17 protein-coding genes are annotated in these 19455 nt (G+C 59.7%); 3 read left to right on the forward strand and 14 right to left on the reverse strand.

The features are described 5' to 3' along the window. The first annotated feature begins 3 nt into the window (after positions 1 to 3). Positions 4 to 837: a dienelactone hydrolase family protein gene (locus F4V58_RS09675; protein WP_075735505.1), complete on the forward strand. Its 834-nt coding sequence runs from the start codon at positions 4 to 6 to the stop codon at positions 835 to 837. Here F4V58_RS09675 and F4V58_RS09680 read toward each other — a convergent pair. The 12 genes from F4V58_RS09680 to eccCa all read right to left on the reverse strand — a co-directional run bounded on the left by F4V58_RS09680 (position 834) and on the right by eccCa (position 14010). After that, positions 834 to 1118, reverse strand: coding sequence for a hypothetical protein (locus F4V58_RS09680; protein ID WP_075735507.1), 285 nt, complete (start codon positions 1116 to 1118; stop codon positions 834 to 836). The genes F4V58_RS09675 and F4V58_RS09680 overlap by 4 nt on opposite strands. Next, complete coding sequence (locus F4V58_RS09685) at positions 1118 to 2776, reverse strand: hypothetical protein (RefSeq protein WP_150385786.1); 1659 nt, start codon at positions 2774 to 2776, stop codon at positions 1118 to 1120. The genes F4V58_RS09680 and F4V58_RS09685 overlap by 1 nt, the downstream gene beginning before the upstream one ends. 3 nt (positions 2777 to 2779) lie before the next feature. Continuing rightward, the gene (locus tag F4V58_RS09690; protein WP_075735511.1) at positions 2780 to 3082 is read right to left on the reverse strand and encodes a hypothetical protein; all 303 of its coding nucleotides are present in this window, start codon (positions 3080 to 3082) and stop codon (positions 2780 to 2782) included. A gap of 124 nt (positions 3083 to 3206) precedes the next feature. Next, entirely contained in the window at positions 3207 to 4550 is a 1344-nt protein-coding gene (glmM, locus tag F4V58_RS09695) for a phosphoglucosamine mutase (protein WP_075735513.1), read from the reverse strand. Between the two features lie 164 nt (positions 4551 to 4714). Beyond that, positions 4715 to 5344: an Eco29kI family restriction endonuclease gene (locus tag F4V58_RS09700; protein ID WP_075735515.1), complete on the reverse strand. Its 630-nt coding sequence runs from the start codon at positions 5342 to 5344 to the stop codon at positions 4715 to 4717. After that, positions 5344 to 6483 (reverse strand): DNA cytosine methyltransferase, encoded by a 1140-nt coding sequence (locus F4V58_RS09705; protein ID WP_425429761.1) that lies wholly within the window; start codon positions 6481 to 6483, stop codon positions 5344 to 5346. The genes F4V58_RS09700 and F4V58_RS09705 overlap by 1 nt, the downstream gene beginning before the upstream one ends. Positions 6484 to 6711: 228 nt before the next feature. After that, complete coding sequence (gene rpsI / locus F4V58_RS09710; protein ID WP_075735519.1) at positions 6712 to 7263, reverse strand: 30S ribosomal protein S9; 552 nt, start codon at positions 7261 to 7263, stop codon at positions 6712 to 6714. Then, on the reverse strand, positions 7263 to 7706 hold the full coding sequence (gene rplM, locus F4V58_RS09715; RefSeq protein WP_075735521.1) for a 50S ribosomal protein L13: 444 nt from the start codon (positions 7704 to 7706) through the stop codon (positions 7263 to 7265). The genes rpsI and rplM overlap by 1 nt, the downstream gene beginning before the upstream one ends. A 513-nt stretch (positions 7707 to 8219) precedes the next feature. Beyond that, on the reverse strand, positions 8220 to 8507 hold the full coding sequence (locus F4V58_RS09720) for a WXG100 family type VII secretion target (RefSeq protein WP_075735523.1): 288 nt from the start codon (positions 8505 to 8507) through the stop codon (positions 8220 to 8222). A 73-nt stretch (positions 8508 to 8580) separates the two neighbouring features. Next, positions 8581 to 8895: a WXG100 family type VII secretion target gene (locus tag F4V58_RS09725; protein WP_075735525.1), complete on the reverse strand. Its 315-nt coding sequence runs from the start codon at positions 8893 to 8895 to the stop codon at positions 8581 to 8583. A gap of 200 nt (positions 8896 to 9095) precedes the next feature. After that, entirely contained in the window at positions 9096 to 10151 is a 1056-nt protein-coding gene (locus F4V58_RS09730; RefSeq protein ID WP_075735527.1) for a type VII secretion-associated protein, read from the reverse strand. Then, a complete protein-coding gene (gene eccCa, locus F4V58_RS09735) occupies positions 10144 to 14010 on the reverse strand; it encodes a type VII secretion protein EccCa (RefSeq protein WP_075735529.1) in 3867 nt (1288 codons plus the stop codon). The genes F4V58_RS09730 and eccCa overlap by 8 nt, the downstream gene beginning before the upstream one ends. 161 nt (positions 14011 to 14171) lie before the next feature. Here eccCa and eccD point away from each other — a divergent pair, with 161 nt between their 5' ends. Together eccD and F4V58_RS09745 are read left to right on the forward strand one after the other, a co-directional pair. Next, positions 14172 to 15581 carry a type VII secretion integral membrane protein EccD gene (gene eccD, locus F4V58_RS09740; protein ID WP_075735531.1) on the forward strand — a complete coding sequence of 470 codons (1410 nt, stop codon included), beginning with the start codon at positions 14172 to 14174 and terminating at the stop codon, positions 15579 to 15581. Next, the gene (locus tag F4V58_RS09745) at positions 15560 to 16888 is read left to right on the forward strand and encodes a S8 family serine peptidase (protein WP_084559760.1); all 1329 of its coding nucleotides are present in this window, start codon (positions 15560 to 15562) and stop codon (positions 16886 to 16888) included. The genes eccD and F4V58_RS09745 overlap by 22 nt, the downstream gene beginning before the upstream one ends. 64 nt (positions 16889 to 16952) lie before the next feature. Here the strand turns inward: F4V58_RS09745 and eccB are convergent, their stop codons facing one another. Both eccB and truA read right to left on the reverse strand, forming a co-directional pair. Next, positions 16953 to 18221, reverse strand: a complete 1269-nt coding sequence (gene eccB / locus F4V58_RS09750) for a type VII secretion protein EccB (protein WP_075735533.1) — start codon at positions 18219 to 18221, stop codon at positions 16953 to 16955. Positions 18222 to 18297: 76 nt separating this feature from the next. After that, positions 18298 to 19137, reverse strand: coding sequence for a tRNA pseudouridine(38-40) synthase TruA (truA, locus tag F4V58_RS09755; protein ID WP_075735535.1), 840 nt, complete (start codon positions 19135 to 19137; stop codon positions 18298 to 18300). Between the last annotated feature and the right edge of the window lie 318 nt (positions 19138 to 19455).

The raw sequence follows: 19455 nt of genomic DNA on the forward strand, positions 1-19455 counted from the left end.
AGCGTGTCTGCGAATCTAAAGAAGCATCTGGCAACCCTGTCCAAGCGTGGCCCCCACCGCGTGCTCGTAGGAGATCTCTCCTACGCCGGCATTGACGGCAAGGTCTATACCCCCGCCGAAGGCAAAGGCCTTCCCGCCGTAGCGTTTGGCCACGACTGGCGAAAGAAAGTCAAGGACTACCACGCCACCCTGCGCCACCTGGCCAGCTGGGGAATTGTGGTAGCCGCACCAGATACGGAAACCGGCATTATCCCCAACCACCGCAACCTAGCAGCAGATATGGAATCCGCGCTCCAAATCACCGCCGGCGTCAAGCTAGGCAACGGCAACATCACCGTGGCTCCCGGCAAGCTGGGCATGATCGGCCACGGCATGGGCGGCGGTGCCGCCGTGCTAGCTGCGGTTGACAATGAAAAGGTCAAGGCAATCGCCTCCATCTACCCCGCCTCCACTTCCCCCTCCGCCACCACGGCCGCCCGCCGGGTGGAAATCCCCGGCCTTATCATTGGCTCCGAAGATGATGACATCTTCCGCGCCGGCAACCCCGCCAAACTTGCCTATAACTGGAAAGGCGACGCAGTATACCGCGAAATTGACGGCGGCACCCAGTCCGGTTTCAGCGAGGACCGCTGGTACAAACTGCTCGTTGGAACTGACGCCTTCCAGGGCGGTGCCACCGAAATTGCCCGTGGCCTAGTCACCGGCTTCTTGCTATCTACCCTGGGCAAGGAAGACAAGTACGACGACTTCGCGGAAGTAGACGCTACCGCCAAGAAAGTCTCTTCCCCCACCGGTGAGGACCTGGCCGACAAGGCCGGCGTGAGCAAGGACGATTAGTCCCGCCGCAACACCGACCTTATCTGCCCCGGCATACCACCGTATGCCGGGGCTTGTGCATGAGCGCTTCCTTGGCTTTGCCCCCGCAGGGTGTGCTGCCCGGTGCCATAGCCAGTCCCCGGTGTACGGTGTTCCCCACCCATCTGGTTTCGGGCATTCTCCGCCGCCTTTTCCACATCAGACTGCGCCTTGGCCAGCGTTCTTTCAAAATCCACCATTCGCTGGGCGGTACGGTCACGAAACGCGCGAGCGAATTCATCAAAGTCAACTTGGTATGCCATTACCACTGCCCTGCCTTCCGCGGACGAACTGAACTATCTGCTGCACCTTTACCTTGTTCCTGATGGTTCTGCTCAGGGGCGGCTGGCTTAGGGTCAGCCTGCCCATTCGCAGCCAGATGTTCCGCCTGCCCAGCCTGCGGGGATACGTTCTGGCCTGCCATCATGGCAACCTTCTCCGCCGGCGGCTCCGGCTCCGGGACCTGGGAAAGATCAACTGGCTGCTGTGGCACAACCGGCGGCTCCGGCTGCGGCACTTCTACTTCCGGAGCACCGGTCTCACAATCTATTGGCAGCTGGGAGAGGTCAATGGGCATCTCAGCCAAACATTCCAGTGCCCCGGCTATCAGCACTCCCAGTCCGATGAGAACAATTCCGGCACCCGCTGCCCCCAGGAGCCCCACGCAGGAGCACTCCACCGTGCAAGCCTGCGCGGCAGCTCCCTGGGCCTCAGTACCTGGGGGCTCGATTTGCCCGGTGCCATCAGGAGTCTGCTCATGGTTGCACTTGGGTTCCTCCGTTGCTGGTGAGTCTTCTCCACACTCCACAGGCGTTGGTTTTTGCTGCGGTTTGGTGGGCTCCGGCTCCCCACCATCCACGCCGGGAGCAGGACAAGCAGGCTTCCCCGTTGGACCCGAGCAGGCGGGATCCTGTGCGGGCGGGTTCTGTGCGGGTGGGTTCTGTGCGGGATTTGTCCCTGCAGGGGATGTCTCCACCGCATCCGGTGGGCACGGTTGAGCGGTATCTGGCTGCACCGGTTGCTGGTGCGGTGGGCACACGCCTTGTGGTGTGGTGGGCGCAGCTGGCTCAACGGGCTGCTGCGGCTCCACCGGTTGGGTTGGCGGCACCAGTGGTTTTCCAGGAGGTTGGACACCCGGAGGGCACTGCTTGGGCGCTGGTTCCGGTTCTTTCACCTCCGGCGGCTGCTTCGGGCATTCCTGCGGGGTGGTAGGCAGCTCAGGTTCCACCTTTTCCGGCGGATCCTCCGGGGGCACGCATTCACCAATCTTCGGGGTGGCTTTGGGTTCGGGTGCCGCGCACGCGGCTTCGCAACACTTTTCCAGTTCCTCAAAGCAAATCTCAATGAGGGTGTCGCGGTCGCGGCATTGCTCCGCAATCCAGTTGTGAGCGTCCTCGATCAGCTTGTCCCCCACCGCCACAATAGCTGGGGTGATAGTTCGCATGAGCGGATGGTGGCTGCGTAAAAGCAGGCCGGTGAGAAAATCCAGCATGCGAGCAGTGGCGTGGAGGATCTCCGCGATAGCCGTGCCGGAAATATGGACCACGTCATCAAGCGTCTGCGCACACTTCTCCGTGTTTTTAACCAGCTCATCACGGTCATCAGCTTCTTGGTCGTGGTCATCTTGGAACCCCAGCAGGAATTCCGAAAGCATGCCGGCAGCCAGCTCCATGCCGAAATCCCGCGCAAAGTCACCAAAGCTAGAAAAGCCTCCCCGGGGGCCACTAGTACGGTGTTTACCCGCTGCTTTAACGGAGGCCTCCACCAATTGCGAGGTATCCAGGCCATCTGCGTTGCCCACCAGCTTGCGGAGCATGTCAACGGACATCGAAGGACCAGGGTAGCTTCCCGCCGCCGCCCCCTGGAAGCGGTGAACTGTCTGGGTATAGTCCGCCAACGGCAATGAACCTAACGAGCTCATCTGCTACTCCCCCGTATGGGAGAGTTGCTGGGAAAATTGCCCATCGGTCTCAGCGAGCGCCGCGAACTGCTGCGCGGCTGCCTCCGCAGTGGACGCGATAGCGGTAATGCGCGCGTCCCCGCGCCGGTGGACAATGTCAAAGGCCCGCTGCAAACGGCGCCCGTATTCTGTAAACCCCCGGCCCGCGGCGCTGGCCGGGAAATGGGGTACACCGGTAGCGTGTGCTTGCTGTTGTTGTGCGGCCTCATTGGCTACTTCTCGCATAAAGTGCCCTGCGCGCGGTTCATCAATCCTAATGTCAGCCATGGTTCCCCCTGGTAGGTGTCTTGGTATTTAAATTCTCACCCCCATTGGACTGACTACAACAACCAAAGGTTCCCGGGCAGTGAAAATTTTTACCCAGGAACCTAAAATCCACGAAATGGCAGCTCTAGACTGAAGCCACCACTCCGGCTAGACGCCCGGCAACTTTGCTAGCTTGGTCTTTGTCTGCGGCCTCGACCATCACGCGGAAAATTTCCTCGGTGCCGGAGGGGCGCAAAAGTACCCGGCCGGACTCTCCCAGTTCCTGCTCCGCAACGGTGATAGCTTCCTTCACCTCGGCGTTGTCCATTATGACAGCCTTATTAGAAACCGGGACGTTAATGAGCACCTGTGGCAAGACAGTCATCACGGAAGCCAGCTCCTTTAGTGACTTGCCAGTCTTGGCCATCCGGGCCATGAGAGACAGCCCAGTCAAGGTACCGTCACCCGTGGTGCACGCGGAAGGCAGCACCACGTGGCCGGACTGCTCACCACCCAGGGAGAACCCTCCCTTGTCCAGCTCTTCGAGCACATAGCGGTCACCCACATTGGCTTCCACCACCGTGATGCCCTCGCGCTTCATGGCAATCTTTAGCCCCAAATTGGACATCACCGTTGCCACCAACGTGTTGTACCGGAGATCATTGTCATCTTTCATGGCTACTGCCAAAATGGCCATAATCTGGTCACCGTCAATGACGTTTCCCTCCGCATCAACAGCTAGGCAGCGGTCCGCGTCCCCGTCGTGTGCCAGACCCAAATCAGCGCCGTGTTCTAGGACGGCCTGCTGAGCCTGTTCAATATGGGTAGAGCCGCACTTATCGTTGATGTTTAGAGCGTCCGGCTCGTTGTGAATTGGGATGACGGTAGCCCCTGCAGCGGCGTATGCCTGCGGTGCGACCTTGGATGCCGCGCCATTGGCGGTGTCTACAACCACCGTAATTCCCGACAAATCGGTGCTGACACCTGACTTGAGGTGCTTGAGGTAGCGCTCGCGGCCCACGGTGGCCTCCGTGATGATACGGCCCAACTTGGTGCCGGTGGGACCGCCGTCGCGGATGTTATCCATGGTTTTTTGGATTCTGTCCTCCACTGCGTCGGGGAGTTTCTTGCCGCCAGCGCTGAAGAACTTGATGCCGTTATCTGGCATGGGGTTGTGTGAGGCGGAGATCATTACGCCCAGTTCCGCGCCGTAGTCATCAGTCAGAAATGCTACAGCCGGGGTGGGCAACACTCCCACCCGTAGGACGTCCACACCGCGGGAGGCCAATCCGGCCGCGATGGCTGCGTCAAGCATCTCACCAGAAACGCGTGGGTCACGGCCAATGATAGCCAGCGGCCGGCGCCCGAAGGACTCTCTATCTCCTGTGAGTACTTCAGCTGCCGCCTGCCCAAGCCGCAACGCCAAAATTGGAGTGAGCTTTTTATTAGCCAGGCCACGGACACCATCTGTTCCAAAAAGTCGAGTCATAGTTTCAATTATGCCTTGAACCTAGCTGCTTTGAAGAAAACCGAGCAAAAGTGTGCCCCAATCATTAGAAAACTACTCTCAGTTAGCCCCTGAACTGCGGCGGATGAGCAGGCTTAAAAATCCTCGTCTACTAGACCGCGCTTGCTTTAAGAAAGAGCCTTCCGTCACAAAGTGCTCAAAAGCTCATGAGGATAATTCCGAAGATGCGCTAGAGCATCTTGTTGAATCTGCTCCTTGGACTCAATCCTTGGCTGCAGCCGGGAAGCCCACGTCCGCCCTGGGTGCAGAGTATCCCAGCGCGGACACACTCCCATGTACCTCCCCTTACCGGGGTCGTGGTTGCCTAGACCATCAACGATAACGTTCCATACTGGGTGATTTAACCGGATAGCAACAATCTCGGCCAGCGGGACCCAAGTGGGAACAACGGTCAAAGCCCGGTAGTGAAAATCTCCGATATCCAAGTTGGTGCTTGCAGCGATGGATTGCGCGTGTTTCCTCATGCGGTTATAAAGTTTGGGCCCTACCTCGCCCTCCAGCTGTACCGGGTTGCCCTTTCGAGCGTTTTCAGCTTCCGCTTTTCCTACATAGATGGCCCATGAGCCTGGAAGCTTTTGGTTTACCAGGGCTAGCGGATGATAAGCCGGATGATCCCCGGAGTAGTAGAGCGCGTAGATTCCCGCACCGTCAAACTTCTTTAATTCTCCAAGCGCCCGGACCGGTTGATCTTCCAACGCCCTGGCTATAGAGGCCCCAAGGTTTTCGTAGCTTAGGGGATCAAAAAAGGTTGCCATCAGAGCCGCTCCAATTCACGGTAATTATCGAATAGATTTCCACCTAGATTGATACAGCGGTCTTGCTCCAGGTGTTCGATCACGCTCGAAACCACGGTGTGTGCGAGTTTTACCGGAACCGCGTTACCGAGCTGACGCATGGTTTCTGACCAGGCTCCGTGGAGCTGGTAGCGGTCTGGGAATGTCTGTATACGCGCGGCTTCGCGAATGGAGAAGTACCGTACGCTCCCGTCTGGAAAACGGATCATGTTTTCCCCACCAGGTACCCCGTGGACACCGGCTTTGAGAGCCTTAGCTGGTTCATCGATGGGCGACCCAGTGTGACCGGGATAAGTTTTAGCCCCGGGCTGAAGGCGGTGGTCCAGCCATTGCTCCGACTTTTTTGTACCTGGCTCCGGCAGGTCCAACAGGGCCTCCCTCACAGTCACCCACGGCAGTTTGGAGACGTCACCGCGGGCACCAAGCCTAATCAATTGCTGATCCTTCTTCGCGATTGAGTACCGTTGCCAATATTCGCCGGAGAGTTGCTGTTGCCTCAACGCCGCCGCTGAATGTGTGGGGGCGGGGAAACTCCAGCCCGCGTCAACATCGGACCGAAACCCAACGAGAAAGACCCTGTGGCGGCGCTGCGGAACGCCGTAGTCCGCAGCATCAACGACCGTGGTGACCAGGTTATACCGTAGCCCGGTGGTAATGGACGTGTGCTCGCGCTGGAGGCGGGCGAAGTGTTCAATCCAAGACTCTTGAGGCTTGGCTCGCAGCTCGGGGTGTTGCAGCCGGAGCTTCACGAATTCAAAATACTCGGAAAATCTAGCACGGGTTAAACCCTTGACATTTTCAAGCACAAAGGCCTTGGGCTGTAACTTGGCAATCACGGCAGTAGCAGCTGGAAACATATCCCTGGGATCATCCGCACTTTGGGCCACACCGCCCAATGAAAACGGCTGGCAGGGCGGACCCCCGGTAACCAAGTCTACTGAGGAACATCCCACTTGATGTTCCCAATCTACCCCTCTGACGTCACCCTCAATGACATTTAGCCCCCGCACCAAAGGGTAATCAGCGTCCCGGTTTTTACGAAGGGTCTCACATGCCCACTTATCCCATTCCGCTGCAGCTAGGTGCTCTACGCCCGCCATCGCAGACCCCAGGAGGAGACCTCCTCCACCTGCAAAAAGTTCAATTCCCGTGATACTCACGTGCCCGCTCACCTCAGCTCTCTTCCCAGCAATCCTACTACCAACGCTAAACTGCGCTCAATCATAAACCAGGGTGGTGACATACCCATCTGTTCGAGACAAAACGGCGAAACCGCCCCTAGCTTCACACGAGGTAAAGCGAAGGGCGGAGTCGAAGAAAAGCGAAGATTAACGCTTGGAGAACTGAGGTGCACGACGTGCTTTGTGCAGACCAGCCTTCTTACGCTCAACGGCACGAGCGTCACGGGTCAGCAGACCAGCCTTCTTCAGGGCGTCGCGGTCGCCTGGGTTGTACACGTTGAGTGCACGGGCGATAGCCAGACGCAGGGCGCCTGCCTGACCGGTAGGGCCGCCACCGTTAACGGTGACCTTGATGTCAAACTGGCCTTCGCGCTCAAGGAGCGTCAGTGGCAGCAAGATGTCTTGCTGGTGCAGCTTGTTGGGGAAGTAGTTGTCAAAGGTACGACCGTTGACAACAATCTCACCGGAGCCTGGGACCATGCGTACGCGGGCAACGGCCTGCTTACGACGACCAACGGTCTGGATTGGGCCCTCGTGGATTGCAGGCGCTTCAGAAACTTCCTGAGTTTCCTCAGCGGAGCTAGCAATTGCGTCACCGATGGTGTTGGTGAATTCCTCAGTTGCCGTGGTTGCTGCTGCAATGTCAGCGGCATCCGCAGAAGCCTGTGCTGCGCTGTTGTCGATGTTTTGCTCAGCCATTACTGTGCCACCTGCTTAAACTCGAAGGTTTCCGGCTTCTGGCCGGCGTATGGGTGCTCCTCGCCTGCAAACACGTGCAGCTTCTTGAAGGAGGCGTCGGACAGCTTGTTGTGGGGCATCATGCCCTTAACTGCTTCTTCAACAACGCGTACTGGGTTGGCGTCCAGGGACTGGCCCAGAGTCATTGACTTCAAACCACCCGGGTAACCGGAGTGGCGGTAGCGCATTTCGCGCTCGCGCTTGTTGGAAGAAACGTGAACTTTGTCAGCGTTGATGATGATGATGTGGTCGCCGCAATCAACGTTGGGCGTGAACTGTGGCTTGTGCTTGCCGCGCAGCAGGTCAGCTGCAGTGGATGCAAGCTTGCCAAGAACCACGTCAGTAGCGTCGATGACGAACCACTTACGAGTGATGTCACCGCTCTTTGGGTGGAATGTAGACAAGATGACTCCTTTAAAAGTCTCTTAGATAACTGCCGGCCAGCGCCATGTGTCCTAGCGCAAGAGATACAGCGGCCGGTGGAGACCTGCACCCTCGCGCGCCCAGCCCTAAAGCCGAACAAGACACATAGACCGCAAATCTTATTACGGTATGGTCAAAAACTCAAAACGCGTACTTCCAGCTCACAACCAACCGGTGTTGCCTTCAGGCTCTCCCCCAAGAGCTAGAAATAATGGTTGGTTGAAACGGAAGTACGCGCGATGAATGATGACATTCAACTTACAGAGTTTGCGTGGCTCACCAGGACTATTAGCGGGTTGTAGGGCAACGTTACTGTAGGCAACGCTACTGTATGACAGCGTTACTTTATGACAACGCTGTAGTGCGGTGGTTTAAGTCTGCCCCCTTTACTTCTTCGCGGCATCCCCCCGGGTGCTGCGTTTAGGTTGTGGTTGCCGCACCACAGTCCGCTGTTTTCAATTGTCCTGAGCTCTCAGGCCACGCGGTGCTGGATTTTAGCCCCAGCTGGCTGCCGCCCGGCGGTTGATGTCCGCCATTCTGTCATTTCCCTCCCCCACGGTCGAAGAGATGGTGGCTAGGACGGTGTTGAGCTCTTGCGCCGCGCGATCCCACTTGGCCTGGGCCTCAGCGTAGGCGGCGGCGGATTCACCCTCCCAGGTGCTGGTCATAGGAGCAATGACGGACTTAAGGTCCCCCAGGAGTCCGTTTATCCGCGATGATGTCTGATTGATATCAGCGGCCGCCGCAGAGATGGCTCCAAACTCGTACTTAATTGTGGACATATAAGAGACTTCTTTCTTTGTTGTGAGGTGGTCCTCTTGGAGTTTTGCTGTTATTTAATGCAACGGGGAGCGGCTACAGGCTCAAACCGCCGCCCACGCGGGAGAGTGCCTGCGCGTTGGATGCCTCCACGTTGTCAAAGTTGCTGGCGTTGGACCGGATGTTTTCTGAAATGGAAGTCAACGCCTCCCGCAGCTGCGCTGCGGAGGAGTTATAACGCTCCATCAGGTTGTCAAAAGACACCTGCGCTTGGCCTGCCCAGTTACTGCGCACGGAATCTACTACGCCGCGCAAGCGGCCTAGCTCCCCCTGTACTTCGTCGTTCGTGGAATCAACCCGCCCGGCGGTGGCCACCATGACTTCGGCTTCGGTCTTAAATAGCTGTGACATCTACTGCTTTGTCCTTTCTCTTCTGCTGCCCGCCAGAGGTGAAGCCCGTGTGGTCAACTGACTATTACTGGCCGTGCCCTCTGTGAGGCTGCGATTGTGTGAAAGCTCGTTTGCGCTTCCTGGTTTCATTTGACTGCGCTTTTCCCACAAAGGTTCCGGCCTACGGAAAAAATTCTTGGCAACCACCCCACACTGCGGAGTTAGCCCTGTACAGACAGGCTTTCTGCGGCCATCCGGCACGCGGCACGGTGGACCACGGTGGGCGCTTGCTTACTGTGACAGCCCACGGACATCAGGTGCGGCCCGCTGACCCAGCTGCGCCATTCCACGTGAGAGCCGTCACCGGGCAGCTCCAGGTAGCTCAGGGTGCCGCCGGTTTCGCTTGGTTGAGAAAGCGCGTCATCACTATCAATGTTGTGGCGCAGCTCCTTGAGTAGTTCCTCCTCCGGTACGGCGTAGGTGGGATCAGCTACCAATAGGATCCGTAAGTGCGGATCTTGGCCCACCGCGGTGATTACACCGTCTTGCTCGGTCCAGGAAAACCCGCGGGGCAGGTCAAACTCCATTCCGGCGGCGCGGATATGTTCCCGTTCATCCTCAGCTTCGCGGGAGGAGCCCGCTGTGAAGCCTCCCTCTGGGCCCGAGCCCGCAGGCGTTGATGCCCTGGCTGAAGTGGAGGAACCCGCGCTTGTGTTGCCGGTTTCTTCTACTCCCACGGGGTTAGCAAGTAGCACTTCCGGGGATTCGCCACGCGGGATTAACAACCACGCCAGCCCCGCAATGAGGAGTACTCCCACTACGGCCGCCGCCAGCGGGAGGACCGGCCAGCCACGCCCGCCGCGCGGTGGGGCGTGCCTGGGCTGCCTGGGATCTGCACTTGCGGGAACTGCGGTGCCCGGCGCGGGATCTACGGGTCCTGGCTGCGCGGAGGCCCCCGGACTGCTGACTGCTTGGTGGGGTAGCCCCCCAGTACCAGCGGTCGTTGCTTTCACGCCCACCAGGCGCAGCTGCCGGGCGATGATAGATACCGCCTCCTCGCTTAGGCTGGTGCTGGTTAGGTCAGTAACTACCTCCACCTCTACGTCAGGCCAGGCGGGCCCCACGCTCTTGCGCGCCTGGTCCATGACGCCGGCCAGTGCCCAGCCGTCCACCACCCCGCTTCCGGGGAGGTCGTAGCGGAAGATTGACTCCACCCCTTCAAAAATTGTGGCGGTGTCTAGCACCGTGATGGTCAAACGTGAGGTGTCATCACTCATGGATATTTTGTCCTTCTGCTGTGTCCGCAGTGACTAAACCTGCGGATGTGGGTGCGGATGTGGATACAGGCACGGACATAGATGCGTCCATGTGCGTAGCCACCTGGATTAGCTGTGGGGGCTTGCCCCGCTGGCTGAGGTGCCCGCGCCCGGGCGGCTGCGGGGTGGGTTTGATGCCAAAGATGGGGCCCTCATCTTTGTCGGCATCCAGCAGGAGCACGCTGGGCTGCTGGTCGCGCAGCGCCGCCAGGAAACCGCTAAATAGTGCCCGGGAGATTCCCCCGGACTTCCGGGCCACCACCAGGTGCAGGCCAATATCGGCGGCGTGGGGAAGTAGTTCAATAAGCGGGTGTACGGCCATATCTGCTACTACGTCGAGGTCATCTATCACCACGAACAGCTCCGGGCCTTGCCACCAATCGCGGCGCGCTAGTTGTTCCGGGGTGATCTCCGGGCCGGGGAGCCTTTCGCGCAAAGTGGTGGCGGCTTGCCGCAGTGCCTGCTCCGCGGCGCTGGTTTGTCCGGCGTAGGAGGCCACCATATCCGCCGGAATCTTTCCTAGGTGGGCGCGCCTTTGGTCAACTATGACTAGCCGCGCTTTGTTCCGCCCAAGCTGACAAATCCCGGCCATTAGCGTGGCCAGGGCTTGGGATTTGCCCGCAGAGTTGGAGCCTATGCACACAAAGTGCTGGTTGTGCCGGGGATCCCAGTCCACCTGTTCAAGCCGCTTGCCACCAGTACCCACCGGCACAACGCCGGCGCGGTGGACCAGCTCGTGCAAGGAGAGGTGGTTGGCCAGCATGCGCAGCGGGGGCGCCGGCGCTACGCCTTGGTCTTCCCAAACGGAGACTATGTGGGCCAGGTCTTGGTTGGAGCTGCGCGCAATGAGCATGGGCTCAGCGGCCTGGTTGAGCCCACGCCCGGGCAGGCCGGGGAGCTTTTCCTGTGCCTTGCGGTCGATGAGCGAATCCATGGACTCGCCTAGTTTCAGCTCCAGCCGGTGGGCTATCAGGTCCCTAATTGCCGGGCGCATGGTGGTCCACCGCGCGGTGCTGACCACCAGGTGGATTCCCGCCGAGGCCCCGTCCGCTGCCAGGTGCGTAACCGGATCCGCGAGGTCTTCAAAGTCCGCCCCCGCAGTGCCAATGTGGTGCCAGCCGTCAATGATCACAAAGGTCTGCCACTGCTGCCCTGCCCCAGCCCCAGACTCAGCCTCAGCGCCAGCGCCAAACCCAGCCTCAGCACCAGACCCAACACCAGCCTCAGCGCCAAGCCCAGCCTCAACCTCCGGTCCCATTGCGGTTCCCGTCGCGGTTCCGGTGGCCGCTTCCTCTTCCGCGTCGTGCAGGATGGTGGTTACCTCATCGATTATCCGTCGGACTTTCTCCGGCTGCCCGCGCCCGGCCACGCCGGCCACGTGCGGGAGTCGCTCCAAGGTAAACAGCTGCCCGCCGCCCAGGTCAACGATGTAAAAGCGCACCTTCTGTGGGCTGTGGCCGGCGGCCAAGGAACACACCAGGGTGCGCACCGCCGTGGATTTTCCGGACTGCGGCCCGCCGCATAGTGCCAGGTGCCCGCCTTTGGTCCCCAGGTCCACAGTCAGCGGATCCTGGCGCTGTTGGTAGGGCCGGTCCACCAAACCCAGGGCTACTTGGAGGTCCGGCGCGGTTGCCGGAGAATCGGCAACAGCGGCCGGGAGGACGTCGGGCAGCTCTACTACCTGCGGCAGGGGCGGCAGCCACAGTTTGTGAGCGGACTGCCCCCGCTTGGTAGCTTCTGCCCTAGCTATATCCACCACGCTATCCAGCAGCGTGGTAGAGGTATCAATAATAATTTCATCTTCGTGTTCCGGAACTTGCGGGTCATGCCAGATGAATTCCTGCACGCACCCGCCGGGTGCGGCCCCCGGCGCGCCCACTTGGCGGCGCAGCGGGCCGGAGACATACGAGGCCTGTAGGCGCACTAGGTTATCGCTGCCGGCTTTGAGGAATCCCGCGCCGGGTTTCGAGGGCAGGCTGTAGGCGTCGGTTATGCCTAGCACCTGGCGCGATTCCGCAGCGGAGAAGGTCTTGAGTCCAAAGCGGTAGGACAGGTGGGAGTCCAGTCCGCGCAGGCGTCCTTCTTCCAGGCGTTGGGAGGCCAACAACAGGTGTACGTGCAGGGATCTACCCAACCGGCCCACTGCCACGAACAGGTCCGCGAAATCGGGGTGTTGGCCTAGCAGCTCGGAGAATTCATCGATGACTATGACCAGCGCCGGCATGGGCGGCCATACTTCTTTGTCCCGCCCGGCCTCATAATCGGTGACGTTGGCAAAGTTACCGGCCTTGCGTAGTACTGACTGCCGCCGGTTGAGCTCCCCCGAAATCGCGTCGAACATGCGGTCTACTAGGACGGATTCTTCCTCCAGGTTGGTGATAACCGCGGAGGTATGCGGCAGAGTCTCACAGCCCAGGAAGGTGGCACCGCCTTTGAAGTCCACCAGCACAAAGTTCAGCTCATCGGGGCTGTGTGTGGCGGCTAGGGAGATTACCAGGGTGCGCAGCAACTCGGATTTTCCGCTGCCGGTGGCCCCAATGCATAGCCCGTGGGGCCCGGCGCCGCCTTGGGCGGATTCTTTAATGTCTAGGTTGACTGGCAGGCCGTCGGCGTCTACGCCCACCGGTACGTTTAGTCGCGCGGCCCCGGTGCGCCCCGGCCACAGCTTGCTGGCTAACTCTTGGGTGTCCCGGACCCCCAGCAGTCCCAGCAGGTCACCGTCGCGGTTGCGGGAGGCCACCGCCCCGGCCGGCCTAACAAACGGCGCCAGCCGCCGGGCTAGGGTGAGTGTCTCCACCGCCCCCAAACAATCGGCTTCCCCCAGCTTTTCCTCCCCCTGCTGGGTGAGCACGCTCACGTCCTGGTCAACTACCAGGAACAGCCCTTCGTGTTCCGCCCTTATTCCCAACGCCGTGGTGCGCAGCGCGCCCACATCGATGATGGTGGAATAGGCCGGATCATCAACAAACTCCTCCAAACCCGTGGTGGCCAGGGAATCCACAATCAGCACGTGGTAGCGGGCGGCCTCCGGTGCCCGGGTGTGCGGCAGCCACTTTAGCCACTCCCATTCGCTGCCGATGACCGTAAACCCCACCGTTTCCGGCCCGTGCGCCACCGCCAGGTGGATGACCATCGCGCGCGCCAGATCCCGCGCGCGTGGCCCGCCCAGCGCTAAAAACCTGAAGGCTTGCAGCTGGATTACCACCGGCATGTCCGGCAGTTGCCCCACGGCGTGGATCATGTGCCTCACGCTGACTGCGCACACCGGGTCTAGGTCCTCGGGCGCGCCTGATTCCGGTACCTCGATGGGGGTGGCCAAGGACACGGTGCCGGTGCCAATCCTTACCTCCATGGCGTCCGGGTCCCCGGCGGCGCGCTCCCACAGCCGGCGGGAAGAGATTATGGCGGGCAGGTGGATGAGCAGCGGGTGGCGGTGCAGTTCGTGGGCGCGCTGGGAACGCCCGTGGTCCCGGGCCTTATTTCCTAATTCCCGCAGGTGCCGCAGGTAGGTCCGGCGTACTTCATCCGGCTCCTCCCCGCCGGCTTGTCCGCCAAACATGGTGGCCACGGACATCAGCATCATCAGCGGGAACATCATCATCATGGGGTTGAACTGGCGCTGTCCGCCTCCGATGACCATCAGCGCCACCATTCCCAGCACGGCCACTACCATGACAATGGGCATGGCCAGGCGGATAAGCGGCACCGGTTTGGGCCTTTGCGCCTCCGGGATTTTTTCCGCGAACAGGCTCCCGGTGGGCAGCGGTGGTGCCGGCTCTCTGGTCTTTGCGGTCACCGGTTCCACGACAAAATTGGTCATTGAAAATGATTCCTCCCCGAAAAATTCCCCCGAATTTTTCTATCCCCCTATGTCCTAGCCCCGTGCCCCCGTTGGGCACCAGCACTAGACATATCCAGATAAGTAAGCCACAATATGGACTATCACGCAAGGGTGAACATTAAATCGGGGGGTTTATTTCCATGACACTTGCTTTACAACCAACCGGTACGGTGCGGTTAACCATTCGCGCATCAGCCGGGCATTTCCGCCGGGAGATGGACTTTTCCATCCCCACCAACGTCAGCTTGGATGAGGTGATGGGCGAACTCACTGATCTTATGGACGCGCCTACTATCTCCAAGCCGTGGCGGGCCAGCACCGCCGCTGGGCGCACAATCAACCATGCGGTGCCCTTGGCGCAGACCACGCTTGCCGATGGCTCTCTAGTCTTACTGCGCCCACACACCCCACCGCCCGCACCCGTTATTCGCGACGCCGCAGAGTCCCTAGCTGCCGCCGAAGCCCACTTGGACAACCAGGCCGCCATCACCGCGTGGTCGCTGATAGGCGTGGCACTAGCCGCCACGGTCCTAAGCTTTTTCACGGGCTGGCCACTAGCCTTAGCAGGTGCCGGCGTCTTGTCTTTGGGCTTAGCCCTTGGCAGCCACATCACGGGCCGCAGCGTGGAAACGGGCCCCAAAAACAGCCACGGCCGGCAAACAGCCGCGTTTGCCAGCAGCACTCTAACCACCGGCGCGCTGTCCGCCGCCGGCTTTGTAGCTGATCTTCAACTGGGGCTTTTTGCCGCCAGCGCCGCCCTGACTTTCATCGGCCTACTACTTCACATCACCGCGCTAGCCACCGCGCGTCTGAAGGGCACGGCCGCCACCCTGGCCATCCTCTGCGCACTAGCTGCCACCGGTGCCTACCTCCCCGGATTGCAACCACCGCCCGCAACCGGCCCCACGCTACCTCCGGCGCTGGAAGTGCTCTCAGCTCACACGCACTTGGCCATCGCCGCTGTGACTATCGCGGCCGCCCTCATCCTGATTACCGCCGCGCCGGCTGTGACCACCCGGTTAGCCGGGCTATCCATCCCGCAACTTCCCACCGCCGGTGAGGACCTGGGCGTATCTGATATTGACTACACCGCCATAGAGTCCCAAACCCGGCGCGCCCGCCACCTCTACGAGGGCTGCTTGCTGGGCAGTGCCATTGCTACTACCCCTGCCTTCGCCGTGCTGGCTCTTTTCCCCGGGGCCACCGGCTACCTCCAAGCGCTCTGTGTCACGGCACTGGTAGCCTGCCTGCTCCACGCCTCCCGCCAGGTCACTGCGTTGGGGATGTGGGCACTGCTGGCTATTACCGCGCAAGCCGCCACCGCTGCCAGCGTCCTGGCCGGCCTGCACCCCCACTGGGCAACTATCAGCACCGCCGCAATCATCATCGCGGCCATGACCACCAGTACTCTGTGGCACAAATTCCTCCGTAACTTAGAACCCACCACCATGGTCTGGATAGAGCGCGCGGAGGCTCTAGCAGTGGTAGCCATCATCCCGCTATGTATGCACCTAAGCGGGGTGTTCGTATGGATCCGCGCCCTGGGCTAACACCATCACCGGCAAGCAACGCACGCAACCCCACCACCACACGCAACCTGACCGCCACACACAACCTGACCGCCACACTGTCCGCAATCCTTCTCCCACTTTTATTTTCAGCAATTACCGGCACTACCAGCGCGCCCGCACAGGAACCTGTTACTCCTTGCGCGCAACCGGTAGATGCCGCAGCACCCGTGGCCACCCGTGCACAGGAAAAGTACCGTTCCCATCTGCACAGCCTGGCCACCGGCGCAGGGATAAAGGTGGCGGTCATAGATACCGGAGTCTCCCCGCACCCGCAGCTACCAAACCTTGAGGCCGGCCCTGACTTTGTAGCACCCGATAACCCAGACTCCCTCTTCGACTGTGATTTCCACGGCACCGTAGTTGCCGGGGTTATAGCCAGCACCACCACCGGCATAGCGCCCGGTGCCACCATTGTGAGCATCCGCCAATCAAGTGCTCATTACCGCAGCAGCCGCGCGGACCTCACCGCCCCGGATGACTCAGCGCATAACGGTCATCAGGGACCTAACAACAATGGCCAACAAGATCCCAATAACTCCGGCGAAACCACAGGTGCCGGCACCCTGGCCTCACTGGCCAGCGCCATTGAGGCGGCCGTTGACGCCAACGCTCAGGTCATCAACATCTCCGTAGTCTCCTGCGTGGATCCGCAAACAGCTCAAAGAATTGACACCACTGTTTTGGACGACGCCCTCTCCCGCGCTGAACACTCTGGCGCGGTGGTCGTAGCTTCCGGCGGAAACAGCAGCAACAGCTGCCATCCGGGGGATGTTGTCTACCCCTTACACGTTCCCACGGTGGTATCTGTGGCGGCGGTATCTAGCTCCCACGATATTGCGCCATACTCTCTTGCCGGAGCCGTTTCCGCCCCGGGGCTAATTCCTCTTAACCCTGCCCCCGGCGGGGGTTGGGCCAGCGGAAGCTGGAACAACAACACCGCCAACCCGATAGCCGGCACGTCCTTTGCCGCGCCAGCCATTTCCGCCACCGCAGCTTTACTCATGCAGCGCCACCCGGGCACCACCCCGGAACAAATCCGCGGAATGCTCACCGCTGCGGCTCACCCTGGCACCGGCTACGTGGACCCCCTAGAAGCCCTGGCCCAGTACCCCGCGCCGGACACCGCGGCCCCCGCCCCGGCACGCCTGGTCAACATCAACCGTCCCGAGGCAGCGGACCACAGCGCCAACGACCGTCTTTATCTCCTCCTTGGCATCTTTGCAGCAGCAGCCACCGTAACCGGCCTAGCGGCTGGGTTACGGCAGTCGGTTCGCCGGAATACGTGATTACTAGAATCAAAGGGTGAGATGTACGAACATCACAAGACGCAGTGCCTGTCTTCTACCGCAGTCACTTAGCCGCAGTGAGACTTGCTGAAGTCATCTCTTTCAAAGCGGAGGCACGGGATAGCTCCGCACCGCTTGGCAGCAAGCGGACTATCTTCCAAGGGACCTCCGCAGCCTCAGCCAATCCCAGCGCGCGCCAATCTTTTTCATCTGTCACCAAGTGACGGGTGCCGGTAGCAGACACAACCAGTCGACCGTGCCCGGTGTCAACGGCCACCCCGCCAGCAGAAAGCCCACCAAAGTGGGTTATGGGAGACGAACCCACTAGAGGAAAGGCTCCAGGTATTTCACTGGCATGAGTAGCTCGGCCGTCTGTGGAACACAACCATCCTGCGTCTGCGTTCAAAAATTCAAATTTCCGGGAGGGGAGTTCAACCGGAGACTTGATTAGCGGAAGGTTGGAAGCGTCTACTGCGGCAACCGTTGCTTCCTGCGCACCCAACATGATTAAAATCCGCGCCTGTAAGGAAGTAATTGGCGCAACACCTTCACCTGTTCGCACCAATAGGCCCTGACCCGTGTCCCAGACAGCTGGCAGTTCAGGTGCAACGGCAAAGTCTGGAAGTTGCTCGAAAGAAGAAATAAACTCGTCGGTTACATGCCACCGGGGTACAGCCGGAGAGATCTCAAGCCCCTTTTTCACTGCATCCCCCAAAGTCCCGCCGGGCATCCGGGTAACCCCTTCAGATTGCAAGAGCCACAGGACGCCATCATTTTCCAGCAATGCGTATCCCGCCAGGGGGTCTGCATCAAGGTCTGCATGAACAACGAGGGGCCGGGTACCGCTGGTCTGACTAATTTGAGAAATGAATTCAGGTTCATCTACCTTCTCAGTGGTGCACAATGTCCAGGGAGTTTGTGCTGGAACAGGATTGAGAAATCCTGGGGCACCCGGGATTCCCACAGGTGTACCCAACTTTCCAAGCTCAGCCACTTTTACTGGGTTATCGGGTTGTCCCACAATAAGTTGTGCAGAAACTAGATTCGGAACCGGATAGAACGTCTCATCAAGGTGAGCGAAAAGCTGCCCCTGTTCAGTTCGCACAATTGTTGCTCCGTCCGCCGTAGGGTGAGGCGAGAGCCATGCGATGATACCGGCACCCGCCGCCATGACAATGCTCATGACTATTCCGGCAACCAACGCTCTGCGCCTTCGGCCTAGCGGGTCATGGAGCATCCGAATATCGCCCATCACTAGCCCGTGCTCCACCCTGCGGCGTAAAAACCGGTGGCCGGAAATTTGGGCTTTCGTTGTTGGCCGAAGCGCTGCCATAATAATCCCCCCGAATTAAAAAATTGGCATAAAGTACCTAATCCACAATAGCTGAAGTGAAGATGAATTGTAAGGGCTACAAGGTGCGCCTACCCCGGGTCTCCACCGCCCTATCGGCAAGGCTCGTGTCATCCGGATAATCCACCCGGACTAGGGTGAGCCCCTTGGCCGGAGCCACCGGGCACTGCGAAGACCGATTACGCTGACCAAGCAGCTCCAGTGGGAAGGAAATCGCCTTGCGTCCCTCCCCCACAGCTAGGCAAGCACCGACAAGGGAGCGAACCATGGACCAACAAAAGGCGTCGGCAGAGATGTGGGCCTCGAAAAGTTCCGGTTCCTCCTTAGTTGAGACATCATGCCAAGCGAAAGATTGCACGTCCCTAATAGTGGTCGCGTGCGGTTTGTGTTTACAAAATGCCGCAAAGTCATGGAGCCCCACCAGATGATTGGCGGTTTCCTGCATGAGATCCACATCCACCTCCTTGAGCCAAGTTGCGGTGTCGCGTGCACGCAAAGGTAACGCTCCGGCAGCGTTAGTGGTCACGCGGTAGACATAATGCCTACGCAGCGCAGAAAACCGAGCGTCAAACCCTGCGGGAGCAAGAGAAACATCTTGAATACGGATATCCTCAGGCAGCAATTTGGCTAATCTCCCGACCAGACGCGCGGGATCCCCCGCGACGCTACGGTGCGACAGAACACTGCAGGGAACATCCACATGCGCCACCTGCCCAGTAGCGTGCACGCCCGCATCGGTCCGGCCAGCCACCGTCAACTCAACGGGGGCCTGGGCGATAAGCGCCAGCTTGGCTTCAATAACCCCTTGTACGGTACGTAGGCCGCCCGACTGCTTGGCCCAACCGTGAAAGTCAGTGCCGTCATAAGCTAGGTCTAAGCGCAAGCGAGTTATGGTCATATCGAAAATGATACTGCATCCGCACCGTGTATCTTTTCCCCCACTTCTAGCCGGCCTAGGACAAGGATTGGTGGAATGTATGCTTTAAAATTTGAGGTGCCGTGCACACAATCAAAAACCACAAAAGACACCCTCCACCATCAGCTATGGATGGTGGAGGGTGCCTTGAGGTCCCGAGTTGGCTCATTTTAGTCAGGTTTCGAGATCTTTTGGATGAGGCCGGCTAAGTCTGGCGACTGCGGCGTTAGGCCTACATTTTTTGCTCCTCGATTTGAGATTCTATTGCACATTCCCTCTTTATGGCTCTGACTAGGTGTT

The organism is Corynebacterium phocae (assembly GCF_008693075.1).
Taxonomy (GTDB): domain Bacteria; phylum Actinomycetota; class Actinomycetes; order Mycobacteriales; family Mycobacteriaceae; genus Corynebacterium; species Corynebacterium phocae.

Coding starts and splice junctions, on each gene's coding strand:
- F4V58_RS09680 (WP_075735507.1), bottom strand. CDS start 1,118: ATGGCATACCAAGTTGACTTTGATGAATTCGCTCGCGCGTTTCGTGAC.
- F4V58_RS09685 (WP_150385786.1), bottom strand. CDS start 2,776: ATGAGCTCGTTAGGTTCATTGCCGTTGGCGGACTATACCCAGACAGTT.
- F4V58_RS09690 (WP_075735511.1), bottom strand. CDS start 3,082: ATGGCTGACATTAGGATTGATGAACCGCGCGCAGGGCACTTTATGCGA.
- glmM (WP_075735513.1), bottom strand. CDS start 4,550: ATGACTCGACTTTTTGGAACAGATGGTGTCCGTGGCCTGGCTAATAAA.
- F4V58_RS09700 (WP_075735515.1), bottom strand. CDS start 5,344: ATGGCAACCTTTTTTGATCCCCTAAGCTACGAAAACCTTGGGGCCTCT.
- F4V58_RS09705 (WP_425429761.1), bottom strand. CDS start 6,483: ATGGCGGGCGTAGAGCACCTAGCTGCAGCGGAATGGGATAAGTGGGCA.
- rpsI (WP_075735519.1), bottom strand. CDS start 7,263: ATGGCTGAGCAAAACATCGACAACAGCGCAGCACAGGCTTCTGCGGAT.
- F4V58_RS09720 (WP_075735523.1), bottom strand. CDS start 8,507: ATGTCCACAATTAAGTACGAGTTTGGAGCCATCTCTGCGGCGGCCGCT.
- F4V58_RS09725 (WP_075735525.1), bottom strand. CDS start 8,895: ATGTCACAGCTATTTAAGACCGAAGCCGAAGTCATGGTGGCCACCGCC.
- F4V58_RS09730 (WP_075735527.1), bottom strand. CDS start 10,151: ATGAGTGATGACACCTCACGTTTGACCATCACGGTGCTAGACACCGCC.
- eccCa (WP_075735529.1), bottom strand. CDS start 14,010: ATGACCAATTTTGTCGTGGAACCGGTGACCGCAAAGACCAGAGAGCCG.
- eccD (WP_075735531.1), top strand. CDS start 14,172: ATGACACTTGCTTTACAACCAACCGGTACGGTGCGGTTAACCATTCGC.
- F4V58_RS09745 (WP_084559760.1), top strand. CDS start 15,560: ATGGATCCGCGCCCTGGGCTAACACCATCACCGGCAAGCAACGCACGC.
- eccB (WP_075735533.1), bottom strand. CDS start 18,221: ATGGCAGCGCTTCGGCCAACAACGAAAGCCCAAATTTCCGGCCACCGG.
- truA (WP_075735535.1), bottom strand. CDS start 19,137: ATGACCATAACTCGCTTGCGCTTAGACCTAGCTTATGACGGCACTGAC.